This is a genomic window from Paenibacillus sp. VCA1 (assembly GCF_031583795.1).
Lineage (GTDB): Bacteria > Bacillota > Bacilli > Paenibacillales > Paenibacillaceae > Paenibacillus_AQ > Paenibacillus_AQ albilobatus.
The window spans coordinates 1-19709 of sequence record NZ_JAVLSX010000004.1 but is presented as its reverse complement, the minus strand read 5'-3'; the positions used below and the strand labels follow the sequence as shown (position 1 = coordinate 19709).

Below are 19709 nucleotides of genomic sequence, written 5' to 3'. Positions count from 1 at the left end.
CTTGCAACTTCAACAAAAAACACCTCGGTTTGAGGTGTTTCTTGCATTGTTGCTTAAGCTGTCTCGTTTTCGACAGGAAGCCTTATCGAGAATACGGTTCCTTCCCCGACCTGGCTCGAAACGCGGATCGTTCCGTCATGGGCGTCCACGATGCTTTTGACGATCGCCAGGCCAAGCCCCGTCCCGTTGGACGTTCCCCGGACCCTCGCTTTGTCTGCCTTATAGAAACGCTCGAAGACGTAAGGCAAATCCTCGCTCGGTATTCCCGCCCCTTCATCTTCGATCTTGATGATCAGCTCGGATGCAGGTCCCGTTTCCGCCCTGTCGGCAACGATCCGGATCTGTTTGCCCGTCGGCGTATGCCGGAACGCATTGTCGAGCAAATTCGTGAGCACCTGCTCGAGTTTGTCTTCATCGGCCGCTTCAAGCACCAGATCGGGCGTTTTTCTATCGTAAATCAACTCGATTTCGTTCTCTTTGGCCCGCACGGAGAACTTCCGGTAGACACGTTCCAGCAGTTCGTTGACATCCACTCTTCTGCGCTCAATGTCGGTATGTCCCGCTTCCATTCTGGCCAGGTCGAGCAGGTCTTTCACCAAGCGGCCCATCCGCAGCGATTCATCATGGATGACCTGAATCAGCTCCTGGCTTTCCTCCGGCGAAGCAGCCATTCCGTCGAGCAGCGCTTCGCTGTAGCCCTGCATCATCGAAAGCGGCGTCCGGATTTCATGGGATACGTTGGCGACGAAATCCTGCCTCATTTTTTCAAGTTTCACCTTTTCCGTAATGTCCCGCAAAACGGCCACCGCCCCGCGGATGTCGTTGTCCGCGTACAACGGCGCCATATGCACCGACCAAACTCCCTGCTTGACGTGCAAATCCGCGCTGACATCCGCGCTTTCCTTCAGCATACGTTCAAACAGGTCGAACAGCGGCTTCGGCACCTTTTCGTCCGAATCGCCTCCGAGCTCGTCGGCCTGCTCCATGTCCCAGTCGATGTCCCTCCATCTCGGGATGAGCTTTTGCGCCGGCGGATTCGTCAAAATGATGCGTCCCGACGTATCGATGGTGATCACGGCGTCGCTCATGCTGCGCAGGACGCTCGCCAAATGTTCCTTTTCCTGGTTCAGGTTGCGGATGTTGTCTTCGAGCTCCGCAGCCATATGATTAAACGTGTTGGCCAGCTTGCCGATTTCGTCGCTGGTCACGATCGAGAGGCGGGTGCTGTATTCCCCCTTGCTGATCGCTTCCGTCGCGCTGATCAGCTTTTGCATCGGCTGCGTAATTTTCGTAAGCAAAAACAAAGCGAAAAACGTCGTCATCGAAAACCCGATGATCGCCGTATACGTAAACAGCCGTTTGATATCTCCGGAATTGTTTGAGAAATTCGTATCGATGTACGGGAGCAGAAACAAGGCTAAAATGATAAGTATGCAGGCAACGAGGCAAATGATCGTCGCCCATAATTTTCCGACCAGCGATGTCCAGAAGTTCACGTTACTTCGGCACCTCTAACTTGTAACCGACGCCCCATACGGTCGTAATCATCGCGGCGGATTCCGGGGATACCTTGTTCAGCTTTTCTCTCAACCGTTTCACATGCGTGTCCACCGTGCGCAAATCGCCGAAAAACTCGTAATTCCACACGTCCTTCAGCAGTTCTTCCCGCGAAAACACTTTATCGGGAGATACTGCGAGATAATGGAGAAGCTCGTATTCCTTCGGCGTCAGGCTTACCTCATGCCCGCTTGCCGTCACCCGATGCGCATCATGCTCGATAACCAGGTGCGGAAATACGATGTTGTTGCTGGAATTGCTGTCTTTCGACAAATAAGCGGTCGCCGAAGCGCGTCTCAAAATCGCTTTAACGCGATAGATCACTTCTCTTGGGCTGAACGGTTTTACCACATAGTCGTCCGCGCCGACCTCGAATCCCTGCACGCGGTTGATCTCTTCCCCTTTGGCCGTCAGCATCAGAACAGGCGTCGATTTCAGCTGTCTTAAGCGGGAGCATACCTCCATGCCGTCCATCCCCGGAAGCATCAAATCGAGCAAAATCAGCCCGTAATCCTGATTGGCGGCTTTCCGGAGCGCGGTTTCCCCGTCTTCAGCCTCCTCGACCTCGTAACCTTCCTTCTCCAAATACATCTTTAACAGACGGCGAATCCGCTCTTCATCGTCCACTACCAATATCCGGTTTCCATGCTCTGACATCAACAACAACCCCTTTAAGATAAGGATTTTGCAAAAATCCGAAAACGCGGCTTCCAATGCAGCCATATACGGATATACCATATCCAAGAGCGGCTGAAATCGAATTTTGCAGCATCCCAATTTATGCGAAAATACATACCCTCGTATAGACAATTATAGCGAAAATCCGCTTCGACATCCAACTTCAAATGAGGAAACGGATTTTCTTGAATTGCGGTATTTTAATGTAGCGTCTCAATCAACGCCCGCATAGGAGTGCAAGCCTGCGATGACGAGGTTGACGCCGACCAGGGTGAACATGACCACTAGGAAGCCGATGACCGACAACCATGCCGACTTGCCGCCCTGCCAGCCGCGGGACAATCTCAGGTGCAAATATGCGCTGTAGAACAACCAGCAGATCAGCGCCCATACCTCTTTCGGGTCCCAGCTCCAGAACGTGCCCCAGGCGATTTCGGCCCAGATCATCGCAAAAATGAGCGCCCCCAGCGTAAAAATCGGGAAGCCGATGGCGATGGCCCGGTAGCTGATTTCGTCCAGATCGTCGGGATCGATTCCTTCCATCAACGGCGATGCGGCGCGGCCGAGAGGCTTGCGGGCGATCAGGCGCAATACGGCGTACAAAATGATGCCCGTGATGAAAGTCCAAATGATCGTATTGAATTTGCGTCCGGCGTTAACCCCGTTCATCCACGACGGTGCGTTAAAAAGCGGCTTGCTCATGCCGAGGAACGGTTCGTAGCTGACCACTTTGCTTTGGTACGGTCCCACGATCGGCGGAAGCTTGTACGACACCGTTTGCGTGACCGTTTGCTCCGCCCCGGGCTGCCCGGTTACCTTCGTTTGGGTAAACACGGATTCATAGCCGGCCGAGCGGAAAATGAACACGGTCGCAATAAAGGAAATAACGAGAATCACCGAAAAGAAAACGACCTCAACCCAGCGCTGCTGCCTCTTGGCTTTTTTCTCCGTGCCCTTGAAGTCGACGGTACGGATCAAATACATGAACCCCGCCGCAAAACCGATGGCGAAAAACGATTCGCCGGCCGCGGCCAGCGTTACGTGAATTTTCAGCCAGTAAGATTGCAGCGACGGAATGAGCGGCTGCACTTCCTGCGGGAAGACGGCCGCATAAGCCATTATGATGATTGTAATCGGCACCGCAAACAGTCCGAGCAGCGTTTTCCGGTAGATCAAGTAAACGACGGTAAACGCCACCATAACCATCATGGACAAAAACGACATAAATTCGTACATGTTGCTGACCGGAATATGTTTGCCGCCGATCCAGCGCGTCACGAAAAAGATCAGATGGAAAATGAGACCAAGCGAAGATGCGGCAAAAGCGATTTTGCCCCATTTTTTCGAATGCGCTACCGGATCGCGGTTGCTCCACCTACGGCCCATGAGAGCGACAGCGAACAATATGAATGACGCGCAATAGAGGAAAAATGCGACGACAAACATATTGCTGCTGAAAGAAAGTAAACCATTCATGCTTCTTTTCCTCCGTTATCCAGGGACTTTTCGTCCACGTCCAAATTCATTTTTTTCAAAATGGCCGAAATTTCGCGGCGAATGCCGAACCAGTTTTTGTTCGTATGCGCTCCCAGCGTCAGCATGCCGTTGTCGATGCGCAGCCAGATGCGGCGGTGCTGCCAATAAAAACCGAGCACGAGTCCGATCATCACGATGGCGGCCCCGATCCAAATAAACGGCATCACTTTATCCACCCGGACGTTCAAATACGTCGTCGACATGGAAAAATCGACGTTCTCCATCCCTTTCACATCCAGCATCAGTGGCGTATGGCCGCCGTTCATCTTGTCGTTGATGGCATCCTGCTGGAATCGCTCTTTATCGATTTGTTTCGGGAAATAGAAATACTGCATGCCCGAAGCCGGCAAATTCGGACCTTTGATCAGAAAAAGGAACGCTGGCGCATTCGGATTCGGAGTTTTCGTTACGGGCCTTCCGTTTTCGTCCAGTCCGAAATCATTGTATTTTTCTTTCAGCTCGAGGGAGTAGTCCCCCACGGTGTATGTCCGCTGCGGATTTTTGATGTCCAGCTTGAATTTGCCTAATTCCTTGCCCGTTTTGGCATCAACCAGCGTCGGGTTGACCGAACGCAGGATCGGCGTCAAATCGTAATCGAATTGGTAAATTTTCAGGCCTTTGTAATCCATCGGATCGTTGACCTGAATGTTATGTTTGGCGACGACCTCAAGCTTCGGCTCTTTGGTCGGATCGTTGCAATTCGCCGTGCAGCGGTACAACGTCGCTTCCGTATTGAACAGCTTCGGAAGGACCTTCCCCTGATTGCGGAACTCCTTCGGCATGTCTTCTTCCGTATAGAACTCCACGGTAAACTTCTCGTTTTTAAGATAATAAGACGTGTCCGGGATCGGTTTGATCTCCCCCTCGGGGAAGGACAAATGTTGGTCCATTTTAAGTCCCGGCAAACCGCGGGCCAAAACGGCAAGAAGGAAGATGATCAATCCGATATGGATCACGTACGGACCCCAGCGGCTGAACCGGTGCTTTTCGGCCAAGAGAGCGTTTCCGTCCGTATGCACGCGATAGCCCTTTTTCTTCATCGGCGCGGCGACCTGCTTCACCCATGCCTCGGCATCGCCTTCTATTTTGCCTTGATAGACGACGCGCTGCCGGGTCAAAAATTGCATATGCTTAAGTATTTGCTGCTTGCTCAGCGCTCTGTACAGCGGAAGGACGCGGTCCAGGCTGCAGATCACGAGCGAAGCGCCGATCATGACAAGCAGGAGGATAAACCACCAGGATTCATACGTATGCGTAAGTCCAAGCTTGTAATAGACCAGCCCCCACGTACCGTAGGTTTCTTTGTAATATGTCGATGGATCGATGTTCAGGAACGTGTTTTCCTGGGGAAAAATCGTTCCGAGCATCGACCCGAGCAGGGTGAGAATGATCATGTACACCGCGATCTTGACGGAAGCGAAAAAGTTCCAGATCCGGTCGATGAAATTCGGGTTGGCGCGCTGCGATCGGCGGGCCATCCCGTCATAGCGCATCTCCAGCACTTCCATCGACTTCAGATCATTCTCGTCAAGGGGCCGGCCGCAAGATTCGCACAGCACGGTGCCGACCGGATTCTGGTGACCGCATTCGCATTTGGTGTTTTGAAAACCGACGACTTTCTGTAACATTTTACGATTTCACCAGCTCTTCAATTTGTTTGTCGAGGGTATCCAAATCCAGCTGTCCGAGATGGATTTTGTTGATTTTCCCGTTCTTGGACACAAAAAAAGTAGTAGGCAAAGGCGAAATGCCGTATTTGGCGATCGAAACCTTATCCGGGTCAAGCAGCACCGGAAAATCGACGTTTACGTTGTTCACGAAGTTTTCGACGGCCATCTTGTCTTCTCCCGCATTGATCCCGACGATAACGACGCCTTTGTCCTTCCACTTCTCCCATTGCGCCTGCAAAGCCGGCATTTCCTTTACGCAAGGCCCGCACCAAGTGCCCCAGAAATTCAATACAATGGCCTTCCCCTTATATTCTTCCAGCTTATGGGCTTTGCCGTCCAGACCCAACAAATCGAAATCGGGCGCTTTGCTGCCTTCGGTCGGCTTGCCTCCCGATCCCGACACCTGCGTAACAATGGCATAACCGCCTACGATCACGATCAAAAGCAGGATAATGATCTGCAGTAGCTTCTTTTTTGATTTACCCATGCCAAATGCTCCTTTACGATGACAAAAGTCATGTTTTCCTTCACAGGTTTGAACATCCTATGAACAATTATAGCGAAAACATGTCATATTTGTGGCGGACGGTTATGAATATTGTGTGTCCTTCCGAGCTATTTTTTGCTTTTCTTTCCGGATTTAGCCATATTTTTCAACGCCTCTACTTCGTTTTTCGTCAAGTGGCGGTACAGTCCGCGTTTCAGGTTTTGAAGCTGCAAATCGCCGAACGATACACGCTTCAGCCGAATCACCTTATGGGAAATCGCATCGAACATGCGGCGTACTTGGCGGTTTCTTCCCTCGTGGATCGTGATCGTAATGACCGCTTCGTTTTTGTCGACATCGATGTCTTTATACTCGACTTCCGCAGGGGAAGTCATCCCGTCCTCGAGCTGAATGCCCGCGCGAAGCTTGTCCAGGTCGCTGCCGTGGGGAATCCCCTCGACGGTCGCGAGATACGTTTTGGGCACATGATGTTTCGGATGGGTCAGCATGTTTGCGAATTCGCCGTCGTTTGTCAGCAGAAGCAATCCTTCCGTATCGTAATCGAGCCGTCCCACCGGATAGATCCGCTCCTTGATGCCTTTGATGTAGTCCGTAACGATTTTGCGTCCGGCCGGATCCTTTGCGCTTGTGATGACGCCTTTCGGTTTGTTCAGCATTACGTAAATTTTCGTTTCGTTTCTAATCGGCTTGCCTTCCACGGTGATGATATCCTGTTCGGGGTCCGCTTTGGTTCCCAGCACGGACACGGTCTCCCCGTTAACTTCCACCTTGCCGGCCAGAATCAGTTCCTCGCATTTGCGACGGGAAGCGATGCCTGCCTGGGCCAAAATCTTCTGTAATCTTTCCATTGTATATTAGGTCACCTCAAACTAATGATACCCGTGCGTAGGGTAAATCACAAGTTCATTCCAAGGAAATTCTTTCCCGGGGCATTCCTCCGTATGCGGATATAGGAACAGGGGGGAAATGGCGTATTGCCTGGAAAGCTTCAGGATCAGCTTGCTGGCGATAAAAAGCTGCTGCTTTGCGGCGGTGCCGAGCAAGTCGTAACTCCGGTTAAAGTCGCCTTCCAGGCAAATATGAATGTATGAGGGGTCTGTCAATAAAGGAGCCGAAGTGACGGAGCCGTCCGCTCCGATCCAGAAATCATACCCGGTCCCGTTGATGGAAGCACAAGAGGAATGATGAATGATAAAACCTTCAAACGTCATGATTCCACCTCAATCCCTGTACGATGACATGCGTGTTTACAGTATATGAGGTGTCTATCGTTACGTTACGGCTCAAAAGCCAATAAAAAAGGCGAGTCATGCCATGGTTTTTTATCCGAAAAACAGCAGGCAGACGGCAATGGAAGCGACAAAGCCGATGACGTCCGAAAACAGGCCGACCTTCAAAGAATACCGGCCGTTGCGGATGCCGACGGCGCCCATGTACACCGTCAAAACATAAAGCGTCGTATCGGTACTCCCTTGGATCGTCGACGCCATCCTTCCGATCATCGAATCGGGCCCGTGAACCGAGATCAGGTCGGTCGCAAACGCAAGCGATCCCGTTCCGGTCAACGGGCGGAGCAGCCCGAGCGGCAAAATTTCGCTTGGAACGCCAAGCCGGCTTAAAAACGGGCCTGTCCAGCCGACGAAAAAATCCAATGCGCCGGACGCGCGGAATACGCTGATGGCCACCATCATGCCGACGAGATTCGGAATGATCTGGATGGCGGTCTGAAAGCCGTCTTTCGCGCCGAGAACAAAGGATTCATATACGGGCACTTTTTTCGTAAAAGCAAACAGCGGGATAAAGGCGATCAACGCAGGGATCGCCCATGCCGATATGAGGTTGATGATCGAGGTCACGCGGCATCATCCTTTCGCATCCGATTTGGCCGCCGAAAGCGGCGGGCCCGTTGGGACGGGAGGTTTCGGCCCTCTTTTCAAAAACTTGCGCCGGTAATACCTGTCCGCCGCTACCGCGGCGAGCGTGGCCACCATTGTGGCGGCAAGCGTCGTGCCGACAATTTCGGTCGGGTTGGCCGACTGATAATTCATGCGTATGGCGATAAGGGTCGTTGGTATGATGGTGATGCTTGCCGTATTAAGCGCCAGCAGCGTGCACATGGCCGGGCTTGCGGCGGATTTGTCCGGATTCAGCGTCTGCAGCTCCTGCATCGCCTTGATGCCCATCGGTGTGGCGGCATTGCCGAGACCGAGCAGGTTGGCGCTCATATTGGACAATATGTAACCCATCGCCGGATGGTTTTTGGGCACGTCGGGAAACAGGAAACGCACGATGGGACTAAGCAGCTTCGCGATTTTTTGAAGCAATCCCGAGTCCTCGGCGAGTTTCATCATCCCGAGCCAAAACACGAGCACGCTGATCAAGCCGAAACATACCGTTACCCCTGTTTTGGCTCCGTCAAAGGCGGCCGACGTCACCGTTTCAATATTCCCCTGCACTGCCGCAAACACGAACCCGATCAGAATCAACGCAAGCCAAATGATATTGATCATAAGTTTATCTCTCCTCCCCCGCAGCGTTAATTTTGCTGTAGGAACAGCTGCTTGAACACCTTCGACAAAGCCCCGGCCAACGTCGAAGGATGGATCGGCGCGAGCGCGTCCTTCACTGGGTTCCGGGGATTCGGCTCGGGCAAATAGCTGCCTTTTTGATAGACCGGAACCGTTCCGATCTGCTTTCCGTCAAGAACCATCCGGATCTCCCCCCGCAATCCGAAGTTAACATCCTGCGCTTTTTCCCTGGCAGGCGAGAAAAGCACCAGCTTTTTCTCCAAACGCTCCTTTTCTCCGTCGGCAAACGGATATTTGAAAGTGTTGGCCACCACGAGGTCGTAACCTTGCACGGATTCGCCCTTCTCCATCAGTTGGGACAGCGGAAAATATTTAAAGCCGTAATCCAGCATTTTGGCATGGTCGTTCCAATCGTCCCCGTCGTTCAGCGTTACCGCCACGAGCTGCTGGCCGTTGCGCGTTGCCGAACTGACCAAGCATCGGAAAGCTTTTTTCGTATAGCCGGTTTTAACGCCGTCGGCCCCTTCGTACAAGCGAAGCATTTTGTTTTTGTTATCCCAGCGGTAGTCCCAGGATTCGTTCGGGTTCGGGGCTTTTTTGACCTGAGTTTTGACGATGTCGTGGAACAGCGGGTTATGGAGCGCGTAAGCGGTCAGCTTGGCCATGTCGTTGGCAGAGGAATAGTGGCCGTTCGCGTCGAGCCCGCTGGGATTTGCAAAATGGGAATGCTGCAAGCCAAGCTCCTGGGCTTTTTCGTTCATCAAGTGCACGAAACCTTCTTCCGAGCCGCCCACATGCTCCGCAATGGCTGTCGCCGCATCGTTGCCCGAACGAAGCATCAAGCCGTAAAGCATGTTTTCGAGCGTCATCTCCTCGCCCAGTTTTAAGTAAATCGATGAGCCCTCTTTTCCAAAGGCGTTTTTGCTGACCTTTACCGGCCTGTTGAAATCGCCGTGCTCAATCGCCACGATTGCGGTCATGATTTTCGTGAGGCTCGCGATCCGCAATTGGTCGTCACCGTGACTGGAATAAAGCAGCCGCCCGGAGGTGACGTCCATCAACGCCGCCGCTTGGGCGTGGGTGTGCAATTCGGGAATCTGCTGCCCGCTTTCGGCCGAAACCGGAACGCAGGAAGCCAGAAATATCGCGGCCGCCGCGATCCAGCGGGTGATTGATCGTATCTTCATCGTTTCTTCCTCCGGATTCTTGAAAATCTTGTACAAGTATATGCTTGTCTTGCTTATCGTATGCCAATCGGGATGGATGGGTAAAAACCGGCCGCTCCCAAAAAAATCCCCTTCGATAGCGAAGGGGACGCAAGCTTTGTCAATAAAACGTCGGAGGTTCGTTGACCATTTGCTGCCGCGCATTCATGCCCGCGGTCGTGTTGCCGGTCTGGAACATCGACTGAAGCTTCTCCACCATCATCGGCGCGGAGTCGATCAGCTTCTCGAAAATATGGGTCTGGTTATCGAGCGGTACGATATTGACCCCTTCCTTCCCGACAACGAGGAACGCGATCGGACGGATGGATACGCCGCCGCCGCTGCCCCCGCCGAACGGCATCGAGGACTTGAGATCCGCAGCGCCGTGTTCGCCTACTTTGTCTGCGTATTCGCCGTTAAAATCGCTGCCCCCTGCGGCAAAACCAAATCCGACGCGGCTGATCGGAAGAATGACGCTGCCGTCCGGCGTTTGTACGGGATCGCCTACAATGGTGTTGACATCGACCATGCCTTTAATGTTCTCCATAGCGGTTTGCATAAGGCCTTGAATCGGATGATCGGACATTTGCTGTTTCCTCCTTCATGAAACTAAATAAGGTCATTTCAATCATTAGTTTGCCCATATTCATTTCGAGTATGTAGGGGCTTTAACAGGCTCGGGCAAGCTACACGCTTGGAACCTTCTGACTTTTTGCCTTCATTTGCCGATACAAGCGGAACCATTTTTTCACGCCGCCTTCAACCTGCAAAATCCTAGACATCAAAACAAACGAAGCGTACATCGCGTAACCGAAGGAAAGCCGGGAAACGCAGAAGAATTCGGTTGAAAAAGTCATCTCGTCGGTAAATTCGGGGATGACGTTCAGATGGGGATTCTTTTTCATTCGCACCTGGTAGGACAACCAGCCGACAAGCGTCGTTTTGATGCTCCAAAGCACGCCAGTCGCCACGGCCGTCCATTCCGCTTCGCCCGCGGAAATACGGGTTGACCAGTTGAGGTCATGAACCCGGACGTGGGCAAACGTATGCTGCAGCCACTTTTTAAGGGAAACCGTCGATTTTAACAAAATCCTCACGTCCTGGGACCACAGTTCAATTTTGCGTTTATTGATCCGCGCGTGCATGGCGCCACCCGATTTCCGATTTATGCTGTTTTGTTTTTCCAGTTTCAGAAGAAAGCCTTTTTTCATGTTCTCCAACTTTAGCTTCGGCATTTCGTAATGAAAACGCACGAAACCGAAGAGCATCCGTATATCGACTTCGGCCCGGTCGTCGCTGCCTTCTTTTTTGTACCGGACGGTACACGTGATGTTCGACATTGCTGCGGCAATGATCATGATGACGATGACGGCGATGACAACCAGCGCAATCCACACAGTAGAGCCCCCCAAATCTGAGCATCTTTTCTTCTGACATAGTATGGTCTGCACGGCTGGAAAAGATTCGGTTCGATGATCTTAAAGGGCCGTATCCTTTATCAAAAAGACGGCCAGATCGCCGATCTTATAGCTTTGCGAATCATCGGTTAAGCCGCGGATGGTGAGACGAAGCGCTTTGGCGCCGCGGACGACCGGAAACGAGGCTTCGTAAACGGCACAGCCGCTTCCGTCATCGGAGTGCAGCCGGGCTTTGCGGCAATCCGCCACTTCAATCCACCCGTCCAAGCCGTTTGCGGATACTTCCACCGCCCAATCCGCGATGATCTTTTCGCTGCCCGGGCCGACGGTTAAGCGTACCGCATTCAACGATTTCGGCTCCGCCCAATCCAAATAATAGGCGTGCGGCGTCGGGACGCCCGGCTTGCTTACGACGACCGTATCCGGGTTTCCGTCGTTCAGCGCGCAAATATGCGATTTCGCTTCATACAAATCTCCCCAAACGATATCGTTGCCGCTTCCGGCTACAGCCGCTTGAGCCAGATTTCCTCCTTCTTTAACCGTTTCCGCCGGCGTCAATTCAAGCGGCATCCCTTCCTTTTTATAGACCCGGAAATAATCCACTGCAAATTCCTTCGGATAAGGAACGGCGGGATCCAGTTCCCCGACCCAACCTCCGTCGGATTCGTTGATCTGCAGCAGCGTCACCATCGGATAGGACGGAGACTGGCGGGTTTGCCAAATTTTGTTGTTATCCAAATAAAAGGCCATGCCGTGTTCGTCCCATTCGAAGCCGTAAACGTGAAATTCCGCGGACAGATCGTCTTTCGACTGGTAAGGCAGATGTTCATACTTCAAGTCCGGATCGCGCAGCGCATGCAGAGTGGAGTTCATGACATGCGTGTCTTTTCCCAGCACTTCGAATATATCGACTTCCGCGTTCTGGTTCAGCTGGTTTTCAAAACCGATCATCCACCAGGCCGAATTGATTCCACTCCCTTTGGAGACCTTCGCCCGCAGCTCGAAATAGCTGTATTGCGTTACGAGATTCATAACCGGCCTCACGTGCCGGCGCAGCTCAAGCTTATCCCAGAATCGGTGCAGCCCGTCCCGCATGCCGGTGGCGACGGCCGATATTCTTTTTTCGGCGTCGGGCAGCTTCAGCACCAAACAACTATCCTTGATTTCATAAGCCGCAAGGTTTTCACCGGGTTCATACCAATGCGCAAGCCCGTACGGCAACAACTTGCCTTCATCCAGCGACGGACCCTCGAATTCTTCCTGAAATACGAGCCGCCATCCTTCCTTCTCGGGCGGGTTTGCCGGAAAACCCGGCGTGTTGGAAATGTTTTTCATTTGAATGTCCTCCTCATCCATAGGTTCGGGAATATAAAAGGTACAGCCGGTACGCGATCATGCCAATCAACGGGTGCATCGGCTTAAATTTTCGCGCAGGTATGCGTTTTCATTGTAATCCCCAAGAGAACCGGATGAAATGTTAAAATTATGACTTGTTTTTCGTTTTGTTTACTTATTCGGTCAAGCTTGGGAGATGCGCAACGGAAGCCGTACAAAAGATATGCAAAAAAACCGCCGGAACGATGTTCCGGCGGCTTCGCAAGCCATATTCATCGATTCAATTGTCCACATCGTCGATCGTCAGCTGCCTGCCGTCCAGCTTCTCAAACAGCAGCTGCGTCTCTTCCTCGAGGTCTTCCGTGCTTTCGAACAACTGCGGTTCAGGCAAATCCTGAAGGCTCGGCAGACCGAAATAATCGAGAAACGATTTCGTCGTGCCGTAAAGGATCGGCCTGCCGATCGCCTCGGCCCGCCCCGTTTCCTCGATCAGATCCTTGTTCACCAGCGTCTGGATGGCGCGTTCCGATTTGACCCCCCGGATCTCCTCGATTTCGACGCGCGTGATCGGCTGACGGTACGCAACGATGGCCAACGTCTCCAGCGCAGCTTGGGACAGGGATGAACGGGAAGGCGAATAAGCGAGCTTCTCGTAAAAAGAGGCATGCTCCGCGAGCGTTGTCAGCTGGAAGCTGCCCGCGATCTGCATGACTTGAATGCCCCGCTGCTGCCGCATCAAATCCTCCTTTAATTCCCTCAGCGCATCTTCGACCAGCTCCGGCCGGTGATCCACGACCTCGGCGATTTGTTTGACCGTAAGCCCTTCGTCTCCTGCGAGAAACAGCAGCCCCTCAATAATCGATTTCAATTTCGGAAAGTCCATGAAGCTGCTCTCCTCCTCTCCACTCCATTACGATATCATCGAACAGCTTTTCCTGGTAGCACAAGATCTGTTTCATTTTCATCAGCTCCAAAATAGCCAAAAACGTAACGACAATCTCATGCCTTACCATGTCTTCGTGCAAAAGCCGGGAAAACAACACCTTTCCGCCGGGGCCCGACTGGGATAACACGCCCACGACTTGACGGATCCGGTCCTTGACCGATATTTCGTCGCGCTGGATCCGAGTGTAGCTTGTCCGCCGGACCGCTTTGCGCAGTGCTTTCTGAAACGCGGCGACCAGATCGGCGGCGTGGAGTCCGCGAACCGGATTTTCCGTCACCTGCGGCACCCACGGCGTCAAATCTTCGGGTTCCTTGGCATACAGGAGGCTCCGCTCCCATTCCCGCTCCTGCAAATGTTTGGCGATGCCTTTATATTTTCGGTATTCGATCAGCTTCTGCACCAGCTCGGCGCGCGGGTCGACGTCCTCTTCCTCGTAAAAATCGAATTCGTCCATTTCAAACACCGGCGGTTTCGGCAGCAGCAGCTTGCTTTTGATGGACAGCAGCGTGGCGGCCATGACCAGGAACTCGCTTGTCACGTCCAGCTCCAACTCCTGCATGGTGTGCAAATATTCCATGTATTGATCGGTAATCTCGCTGACGGGGATATCCTGGATATTGATTTCCGCTTTGTCTATCAGGTGAAGGAGCAAATCGAGCGGACCCTCAAATGTCTCCAGTTTGTATAATACTGTGTTCACGGCTTATCCTCCGTCCATAAAATGAGCTACTATCGGGCTCAAAACTGAAAATTAGTTCTCAGCAAGATGCAAAAGTGGCCGCTTGCGGTTGCGGATCGATTCCGCCCCTTCCGCCAATTTTGTTATAAAGCCAAGTTTCTTCCCTACTCATATATTAAAAAAATAGAGCGCCCCGTGTAAAGGCACTACATTTAAATAAGCATGATTTCACGGCATTCGTCAAGCCTCCCAGCGCTTCGTTCCCGCCTTCTCAAAGCTTCCGCCGCCATTTTGGATGCGATTTGCCGTTGATATACGACGTGCGCCGCACATCCCGGTCAGGCAGAACATTGAGATCGAGGAACTGGCCGCAAAACTCACGCCCCCGCCCAGAAAAAAGGCATCCTTCATGCCGAAGGATGCCTTTACCGCCTGCCTGTTCCGTTTTATTTAAACTGCTTCGTCAAATTGGCCATTTCGATCGCCGACACCGCCGCTTCATAACCTTTGTTGCCGGCTTTGGTGCCTGCGCGTTCAACGGCCTGTTCGATGCTGTCCGTGGTCAGAACGCCGAAAATGACCGGCACGCCTGTCTTCAGGCTTGTTGCCGCCACGCCTTTGGCGACCTCGTTGCAAACGACGTCATAATGGGAAGTCGCTCCGCGGATGACGGTGCCGAGCGTAATGACGGCGTCGTATTTGCCGCTTTCCGCCATTTTGCTTGCGATCAGCGGAATTTCAAACGCGCCGGGCACCCAAGCGACGTCCACTTCTTCGTCCAAGGCGCCGTGACGTTTCAACCCGTCCAAAGCACCGCTCAGCAGCTTGCTTGTAATGAATTCGTTGAATCTGCCTACGACGATCCCGTATTTCAGCCCGCTGGAAACCAGATTTCCCTCAAAAATATGTGTCATGATTCATCAACCTTTCGTTTTCATTTATGATTGCTTCGCTTATGTTGCATAGTCCCAAGCGTTTTTTATAGATTCAGCATATGCCCGAGCTTCGCCCGCTTCGTTTGCAAATAACGGCTGTTGTCCTTTCCGGCTTCCATCTGGATCGGCACCCGTTCAACGACCTTCAGGCCGTGGCCCTCCAGACCTTTGATTTTTCGCGGATTGTTGGTCAACAGGCGGATTTTCGAAATGCCCAAATCCTTTAAAATTTGCGCGCCGATGCCGTAATCCCGCAGGTCGGCCGGAAAACCCAGCTTCAGGTTGGCGTCGACCGTATCCAGCCCCTGCTCCTGCAGCTCGTAAGCTTTCAGCTTGTTGATCAATCCGATGCCCCGGCCTTCCTGTCTCATATACAGCAGCACGCCGGCGCCTTCCATTTCGATCTGCCGGAGCGCCGCGGCGAATTGCGGCCCGCAGTCGCAGCGCAGCGAATGGAAGACGTCTCCCGTTAAACATTCGGAGTGCACCCGGACGAGCACCGGCTCATCGCCGGAAATCGTCCCTTTGACAAGCGCGAGATGCTCCTTGTCGTCCACGTCATTGGTGTAAGCGACGGCCTTGAATTCGCCGAATTCGGTCGGCATCCGCACCTCCGCGGCCCGGTGCACCAGCTTCTCCTGCTGATTGCGGTATTTGATCAAGTCCTGGATCGAAATCAGCTTTAACCCGTGTTTTTCGGCCATAACCGCAAGGTCCGGCAGTCTTGCCATCGTGCCGTCCTCTTTTATGATTTCACAGATGACACCTGCAGGAGCGGCTCCGCTGAGCACGGCCAGATCCACCGCCGCTTCGGTATGTCCCGCTCTCCGCAGGACACCTCCATCTTTGGCGATCAACGGAAACATATGGCCGGGTCGACGGAAATCCCCGGGAACGGCGGCCGGGTCGATCAGCGCCTTGGCCGTCAACGAACGTTCCTGGGCCGAAATCCCCGTGGTCGTGTCTTTATGGTCGACCGATACCGTAAAAGCCGTGCCGTGGTGATCGGTGTTTTGAGCCGTCATGGGCAGCAGCTCGAGCGCCTCCGCCCGTTCCCTGGCCAGCGGGACGCATACAAGCCCGCGCCCTTCGGTAATCATGAAATTGATCACTTCGGGGGTCGCTTTTTCCGCCAGGGCGACAAAATCCCCTTCGTTTTCCCGATCCTCGTCATCCACGACGATGACGACCTTGCCTTCCCGCAAATCCCGAATCGCGTCCTCAATCGAGTCGAATCGAATTGGCTCCATGTTGTTTTGCCTCCTTTAAGATGCTGTCTTGCCGAAGATCCTTCGTTTACGCAAATCCGTTTGACGCCAGCATATCCAGCGTAATGCCCGAACGGTCCCTGCCCGCGCCGGATGCCGACCGCCCTAACAGGGCATGCACGTATTTGCCGATGATGTCGCATTCGATGTTAACGATGCTTCCCGCTTTTAAGCCGGACAACCCCGTTTCCGCCAGCGTGTGGGGAATGACCGATACGGTGAAGCTTTCGCCGTCGGTACGGGCGATCGTCAGACTGACGCCATCCACCGTAACGGAGCCTTGCGGGATGATAAATTTATTCAGGTCCGGTTTGTTCGGAGCGATATCGATCAGGACCGCGTTTTGCTCTTTTGACAACCGGCGGACCGTACCGGTCATATCGGCATGCCCCTGAACCAGATGGCCGCCGAAGCGCCCGTTTGCTTTCATCGCCCGCTCGAGATTGATGCGGTTTCCCGGCTTCATCAGCCCCAAATTGGAATGGCGGTACGTCTGGGGAGTGACGTCGACGGAAAAAGCGCCGTCGCCGATCTTCGTGGCGGTCAGGCAGACACCGTTCACCGCGATGCTGTCGCCGATCTTGATATCGTCCATAATGGCGGATGCCTTGATCGTTAATACCATGGCTTCCCCTTGCCTTGCAATGCCGTCCAAAATTCCGACTTCTTCAACCAATCCGGTAAACATGTTCACCCCTCCTCTTCCTGTTCTTCACCGTTTACATGGTCAGGCCAAATCGGTTTTCCCGAGACGAAAATGTTGTCCCCGACCCGGTCCACCTCAAGGTCATCCAACGTGATCGCATCCGCCATGCGCCCGATGCCTTCAAAATCGAAAGAATGCGGAGCATGTTTGCCCCCGACGATTTTCGGAGCGAAATACAAAACGATTCGATCCACAAGTCGCGCCCGCAGCAGTTCCCCGTTCAGCGCCCCGCCGCCTTCGACCAGAACGGAGCCGATTTCCTTGCGGCCAAGCTCTTCCAAAGCCGCCTCCAGATCTACGCGAGGACCTGCGCCGCAGACCAAAATCTCGGCCCCTAGTTCCTCCAGCAGCCTGCGCCGTTCAACCGGCGCCTGTTCCGTCGTCAGAATAACGATGGGCGAGGTTCCAACCTTCAACAGGTTGGCTTCCGGCGTCAAACGAAGCCTTGAATCGACGACGATGCGCACAGGCTGCAAGCCGTCCACGCCTTCGTGCCGCGTTGTCAGGCTTGGATCATCCGCCAGCGCCGTTCCGATGCCGACCATGATCGCCTGGTGACGGTGGCGGAGCGCATGCGCCTGCAGCCGGGCTTCTTCGTTCGAAATCCATTTGCTGTCACCCGTTTCGGTCGCAATTTTCCCGTCCAGCGTGCTTGCCGCCTTGATCGTTACGTAAGGCATCTGGGTCGTAATGTACTTCGCGAACTTGTCGTTCAATCGTACCGCCCGTTCCCGCAGCGTGCCGACATGGACCTCGATTCCGTGCTGACGGAGACGTTTGATCCCTGAGCCTGCGACGACGGGATTCGGGTCTAAGCAGGCGACCACGACCCGTTTTACCTTCGCTTCGATGAGCAGGTCGCTGCAAGGCGGGGTTTTGCCGTGGTGGCTGCACGGCTCCAGCGTGACGTACACCGTGCCTCCTTCCGCCTGTTCGCCGGCCATACGGACGGCATGCACTTCCGCATGGGCGGTTCCTCTTTTCAGATGCGTTCCGAGACCGACAAGCGCGCCGTCTTTCACGATCACACAGCCCACGACCGGATTGATTCCCGTTTGCCCCTGCGCACGTTCGGCCATATCCAGCGCCAGGGACATGTAAAATTCATCATTCACCGGCAGTTCCATCGCCAACAGTTCCTCCTTTCCGTTCCCATTTTTTGAAGCAAACAACAAAAAAGCCCTCCGGATTTCATCCGGGGGCGTCATGAGAATAAGCTGAAGACACTCAAATAAAGCTTCCGCCATAGCAGTTGTAAAGGCGGTACCCGTCATTTGGGAACGGCAAATAAAGTGCATGGTTCACACGCTTTCCGACCGGACGAAGGCATCATAGCAACGTTCCTGCCAGACCAGAGGTTCATCATGAACCCTTTTCTGATCGTTCAAGAAACGGTCATCCCGAGCGCACGTGAAAAAAGACACGTCTTGCCGCAGCTTTATTGGGTGTATCGCACGAGTATATGTACCCTGCGCTTTCGCTCCTTCTCCCATCCAGACTATACTGTCGGTCCCGGATTTGCACCGGGTCCACCGTACGCGGGCTGTCAAGCCACGCGGCCGGGTCACGGACTAAGATTCATTCGTTTCATGGCAGATCGCCATGCACGAAATGCATCATCACCGCCGGTAGGGAATTTCACCCTGCCCCGAAGGAAAACCCAAATTTTTAGTAGTTCATGGTGTGAAACCAGATCAAGCATCATGAACTAAGCTGTATGTTACTACCGATCGTTTATAAATGCAAGAGGCAAGCCTATGTTTCAGGCCGTCGCCCACGAAGGCTAATGATGCTCCGGATTGGAGCACTGGCACCGACATTGCCAACGTAAGCGCTGTCGTTCCTTGCAACCTCTATCGATTTCCCAATAGCATATTTTTAAAAAAATAGTCATTCAAATGTTCCTTGCCTTTCAACCTTTCATATTTTGTAACATCACGAAAGGAGTGGAATGCATGAAAATTTCCCAAGCGCTTTGCAACCGTCTTGCTGCCATTTTGGGCGGCAAGGGTACGTCCGACGGCAAAAGCTGCACGATTATGGTTGAAAGAAAACTGAATGCAAAAATTCTTGGAAGAAATTATGAAACCGAACATGAAATTACGATTCAATCGCTTAAAAACGGCACGACTTTGAACACCGGCGAAATTACGCTGCTTCAGTCCGAAGTGCAGCGCTTTATTAACGCGGTTCGCAGACGCAACCTCAAAATAACGGCGGTCCACAACCACTGGTTGTTTGAAAAACCCAGATTGATGTACCTCCATATTGAATCGGTTGAAAATCCCATTCAATTTGCCCGAAAGCTGAGAGCTGCGTTAGACGTTCTAAAAAAATAAATTCCTTGCGGCGTTTGGAAAGGATTCCGAACGCCGTTTTTCATTCCGTCCGGCTTTCCCGCATCATAATAAAATACATCTATCGACGTACTATCGCAGAAGACAGACCCCGTGTAGCTGAAATTTCTCTTGAGATATAAGGAAGCCATACATTGCTTTGAAACTCATACTATCTTCAAACGGAAATAAGCTGACGCCGGTAAAATGATATTATCCCCTTTAGGTAGACAGATAAGAGACTGACTCTTACTGTTAACTTGGAGGGGATTTTTACATGGCCAGAGTCCAACACACACATTCAACTGAATCGAAATATAAAGCTGTTCAGATGTACCTCGAACATGGCTTCGGATATAAGCGAGTCGCGAAAGAGTTGGGTATTCCAGAAGCCTCTATAAGGC

Annotated in this window: 21 protein-coding genes and 1 riboswitch; of the genes, 2 read left to right on the top strand and 19 right to left on the bottom strand. The window is 52.9% G+C overall.

The genetic code is table 11. The features are described from left to right. Nucleotides 1–53: 53 nt before the first annotated feature. From RJP21_RS09235 to ribD, 19 genes are all read right to left on the bottom strand, one after another. A complete protein-coding gene (locus tag RJP21_RS09235) occupies nt 54–1496 on the bottom strand; it encodes a HAMP domain-containing sensor histidine kinase (RefSeq protein ID WP_310859028.1) in 1443 nt (480 codons plus the stop codon). A gap of 1 nt (nt 1497) precedes the next feature. After that, nucleotides 1498–2214 carry a response regulator transcription factor gene (locus RJP21_RS09230; RefSeq protein WP_160041206.1) on the bottom strand — a complete coding sequence of 239 codons (717 nt, stop codon included), beginning with the start codon at nt 2212–2214 and terminating at the stop codon, nt 1498–1500. Nucleotides 2215–2448: 234 nt separating this feature from the next. Then, nucleotides 2449–3711, bottom strand: a complete 1263-nt coding sequence (gene ccsA / locus RJP21_RS09225) for a cytochrome c biogenesis protein CcsA (protein WP_160041204.1) — start codon at nt 3709–3711, stop codon at nt 2449–2451. Beyond that, the gene (gene resB / locus RJP21_RS09220; RefSeq protein WP_310859027.1) at nt 3708–5399 is read right to left on the bottom strand and encodes a cytochrome c biogenesis protein ResB; all 1692 of its coding nucleotides are present in this window, start codon (nt 5397–5399) and stop codon (nt 3708–3710) included. The genes ccsA and resB overlap by 4 nt, the downstream gene beginning before the upstream one ends. A gap of 1 nt (nt 5400) precedes the next feature. Beyond that, nucleotides 5401–5928, bottom strand: a complete 528-nt coding sequence (resA, locus tag RJP21_RS09215; protein ID WP_160041200.1) for a thiol-disulfide oxidoreductase ResA — start codon at nt 5926–5928, stop codon at nt 5401–5403. 128 nt (nt 5929–6056) lie between these two features. Beyond that, complete coding sequence (locus tag RJP21_RS09210; protein WP_310859026.1) at nt 6057–6797, bottom strand: pseudouridine synthase; 741 nt, start codon at nt 6795–6797, stop codon at nt 6057–6059. 21 nt (nt 6798–6818) lie between these two features. Continuing rightward, nucleotides 6819–7160 (bottom strand): N-acetylmuramoyl-L-alanine amidase, encoded by a 342-nt coding sequence (locus RJP21_RS09205; protein ID WP_310859025.1) that lies wholly within the window; start codon nt 7158–7160, stop codon nt 6819–6821. 111 nt (nt 7161–7271) lie between these two features. After that, on the bottom strand, nt 7272–7805 hold the full coding sequence (locus tag RJP21_RS09200) for a spore maturation protein (RefSeq protein ID WP_160041194.1): 534 nt from the start codon (nt 7803–7805) through the stop codon (nt 7272–7274). Nucleotides 7806–7811: 6 nt separating this feature from the next. After that, complete coding sequence (locus RJP21_RS09195) at nt 7812–8459, bottom strand: nucleoside recognition domain-containing protein (RefSeq protein WP_160041192.1); 648 nt, start codon at nt 8457–8459, stop codon at nt 7812–7814. A 26-nt stretch (nt 8460–8485) separates the two neighbouring features. Then, nucleotides 8486–9664: a D-alanyl-D-alanine carboxypeptidase family protein gene (locus RJP21_RS09190; protein ID WP_160041190.1), complete on the bottom strand. Its 1179-nt coding sequence runs from the start codon at nt 9662–9664 to the stop codon at nt 8486–8488. Between the two features lie 139 nt (nt 9665–9803). Beyond that, complete coding sequence (ytfJ, locus tag RJP21_RS09185) at nt 9804–10268, bottom strand: GerW family sporulation protein (protein WP_160041188.1); 465 nt, start codon at nt 10266–10268, stop codon at nt 9804–9806. 100 nt (nt 10269–10368) lie between these two features. Further along, on the bottom strand, nt 10369–11079 hold the full coding sequence (locus RJP21_RS09180) for a DUF2953 domain-containing protein (protein ID WP_310859024.1): 711 nt from the start codon (nt 11077–11079) through the stop codon (nt 10369–10371). Nucleotides 11080–11160: 81 nt separating this feature from the next. Next, entirely contained in the window at nt 11161–12435 is a 1275-nt protein-coding gene (locus tag RJP21_RS09175; RefSeq protein WP_310859023.1) for a glycoside hydrolase family 16 protein, read from the bottom strand. A gap of 280 nt (nt 12436–12715) precedes the next feature. Continuing rightward, nucleotides 12716–13318, bottom strand: a complete 603-nt coding sequence (gene scpB, locus RJP21_RS09170) for an SMC-Scp complex subunit ScpB (protein ID WP_310859022.1) — start codon at nt 13316–13318, stop codon at nt 12716–12718. Further along, a complete protein-coding gene (locus tag RJP21_RS09165; protein ID WP_160041180.1) occupies nt 13287–14081 on the bottom strand; it encodes a segregation and condensation protein A in 795 nt (264 codons plus the stop codon). Before RJP21_RS09165 ends, scpB begins: the two co-directional genes overlap by 32 nt. Before the next feature lie 425 nt (nt 14082–14506). Beyond that, on the bottom strand, nt 14507–14974 hold the full coding sequence (gene ribH, locus RJP21_RS09160; RefSeq protein ID WP_036714547.1) for a 6,7-dimethyl-8-ribityllumazine synthase: 468 nt from the start codon (nt 14972–14974) through the stop codon (nt 14507–14509). 65 nt (nt 14975–15039) lie between these two features. After that, entirely contained in the window at nt 15040–16245 is a 1206-nt protein-coding gene (locus RJP21_RS09155; RefSeq protein WP_310859021.1) for a bifunctional 3,4-dihydroxy-2-butanone-4-phosphate synthase/GTP cyclohydrolase II, read from the bottom strand. A gap of 46 nt (nt 16246–16291) precedes the next feature. Then, complete coding sequence (locus RJP21_RS09150) at nt 16292–16951, bottom strand: riboflavin synthase (RefSeq protein ID WP_310859020.1); 660 nt, start codon at nt 16949–16951, stop codon at nt 16292–16294. 2 nt (nt 16952–16953) lie between these two features. Further along, the gene (gene ribD / locus RJP21_RS09145; protein WP_310859019.1) at nt 16954–18096 is read right to left on the bottom strand and encodes a bifunctional diaminohydroxyphosphoribosylaminopyrimidine deaminase/5-amino-6-(5-phosphoribosylamino)uracil reductase RibD; all 1143 of its coding nucleotides are present in this window, start codon (nt 18094–18096) and stop codon (nt 16954–16956) included. A 350-nt stretch (nt 18097–18446) separates the two neighbouring features. Then, nucleotides 18447–18629: riboswitch (FMN riboswitch) on the bottom strand. A gap of 295 nt (nt 18630–18924) precedes the next feature. Between ribD and RJP21_RS09140 the strand changes: the two genes are divergently transcribed. Beyond that, entirely contained in the window at nt 18925–19308 is a 384-nt protein-coding gene (locus RJP21_RS09140) for a DUF1259 domain-containing protein (protein ID WP_310859018.1), read from the top strand. Nucleotides 19309–19582: 274 nt separating this feature from the next. Continuing rightward, the coding region (locus RJP21_RS31440) for a transposase (RefSeq protein ID WP_483874783.1) at nt 19583–19709 on the top strand (127 nt) is incomplete at its 3' end.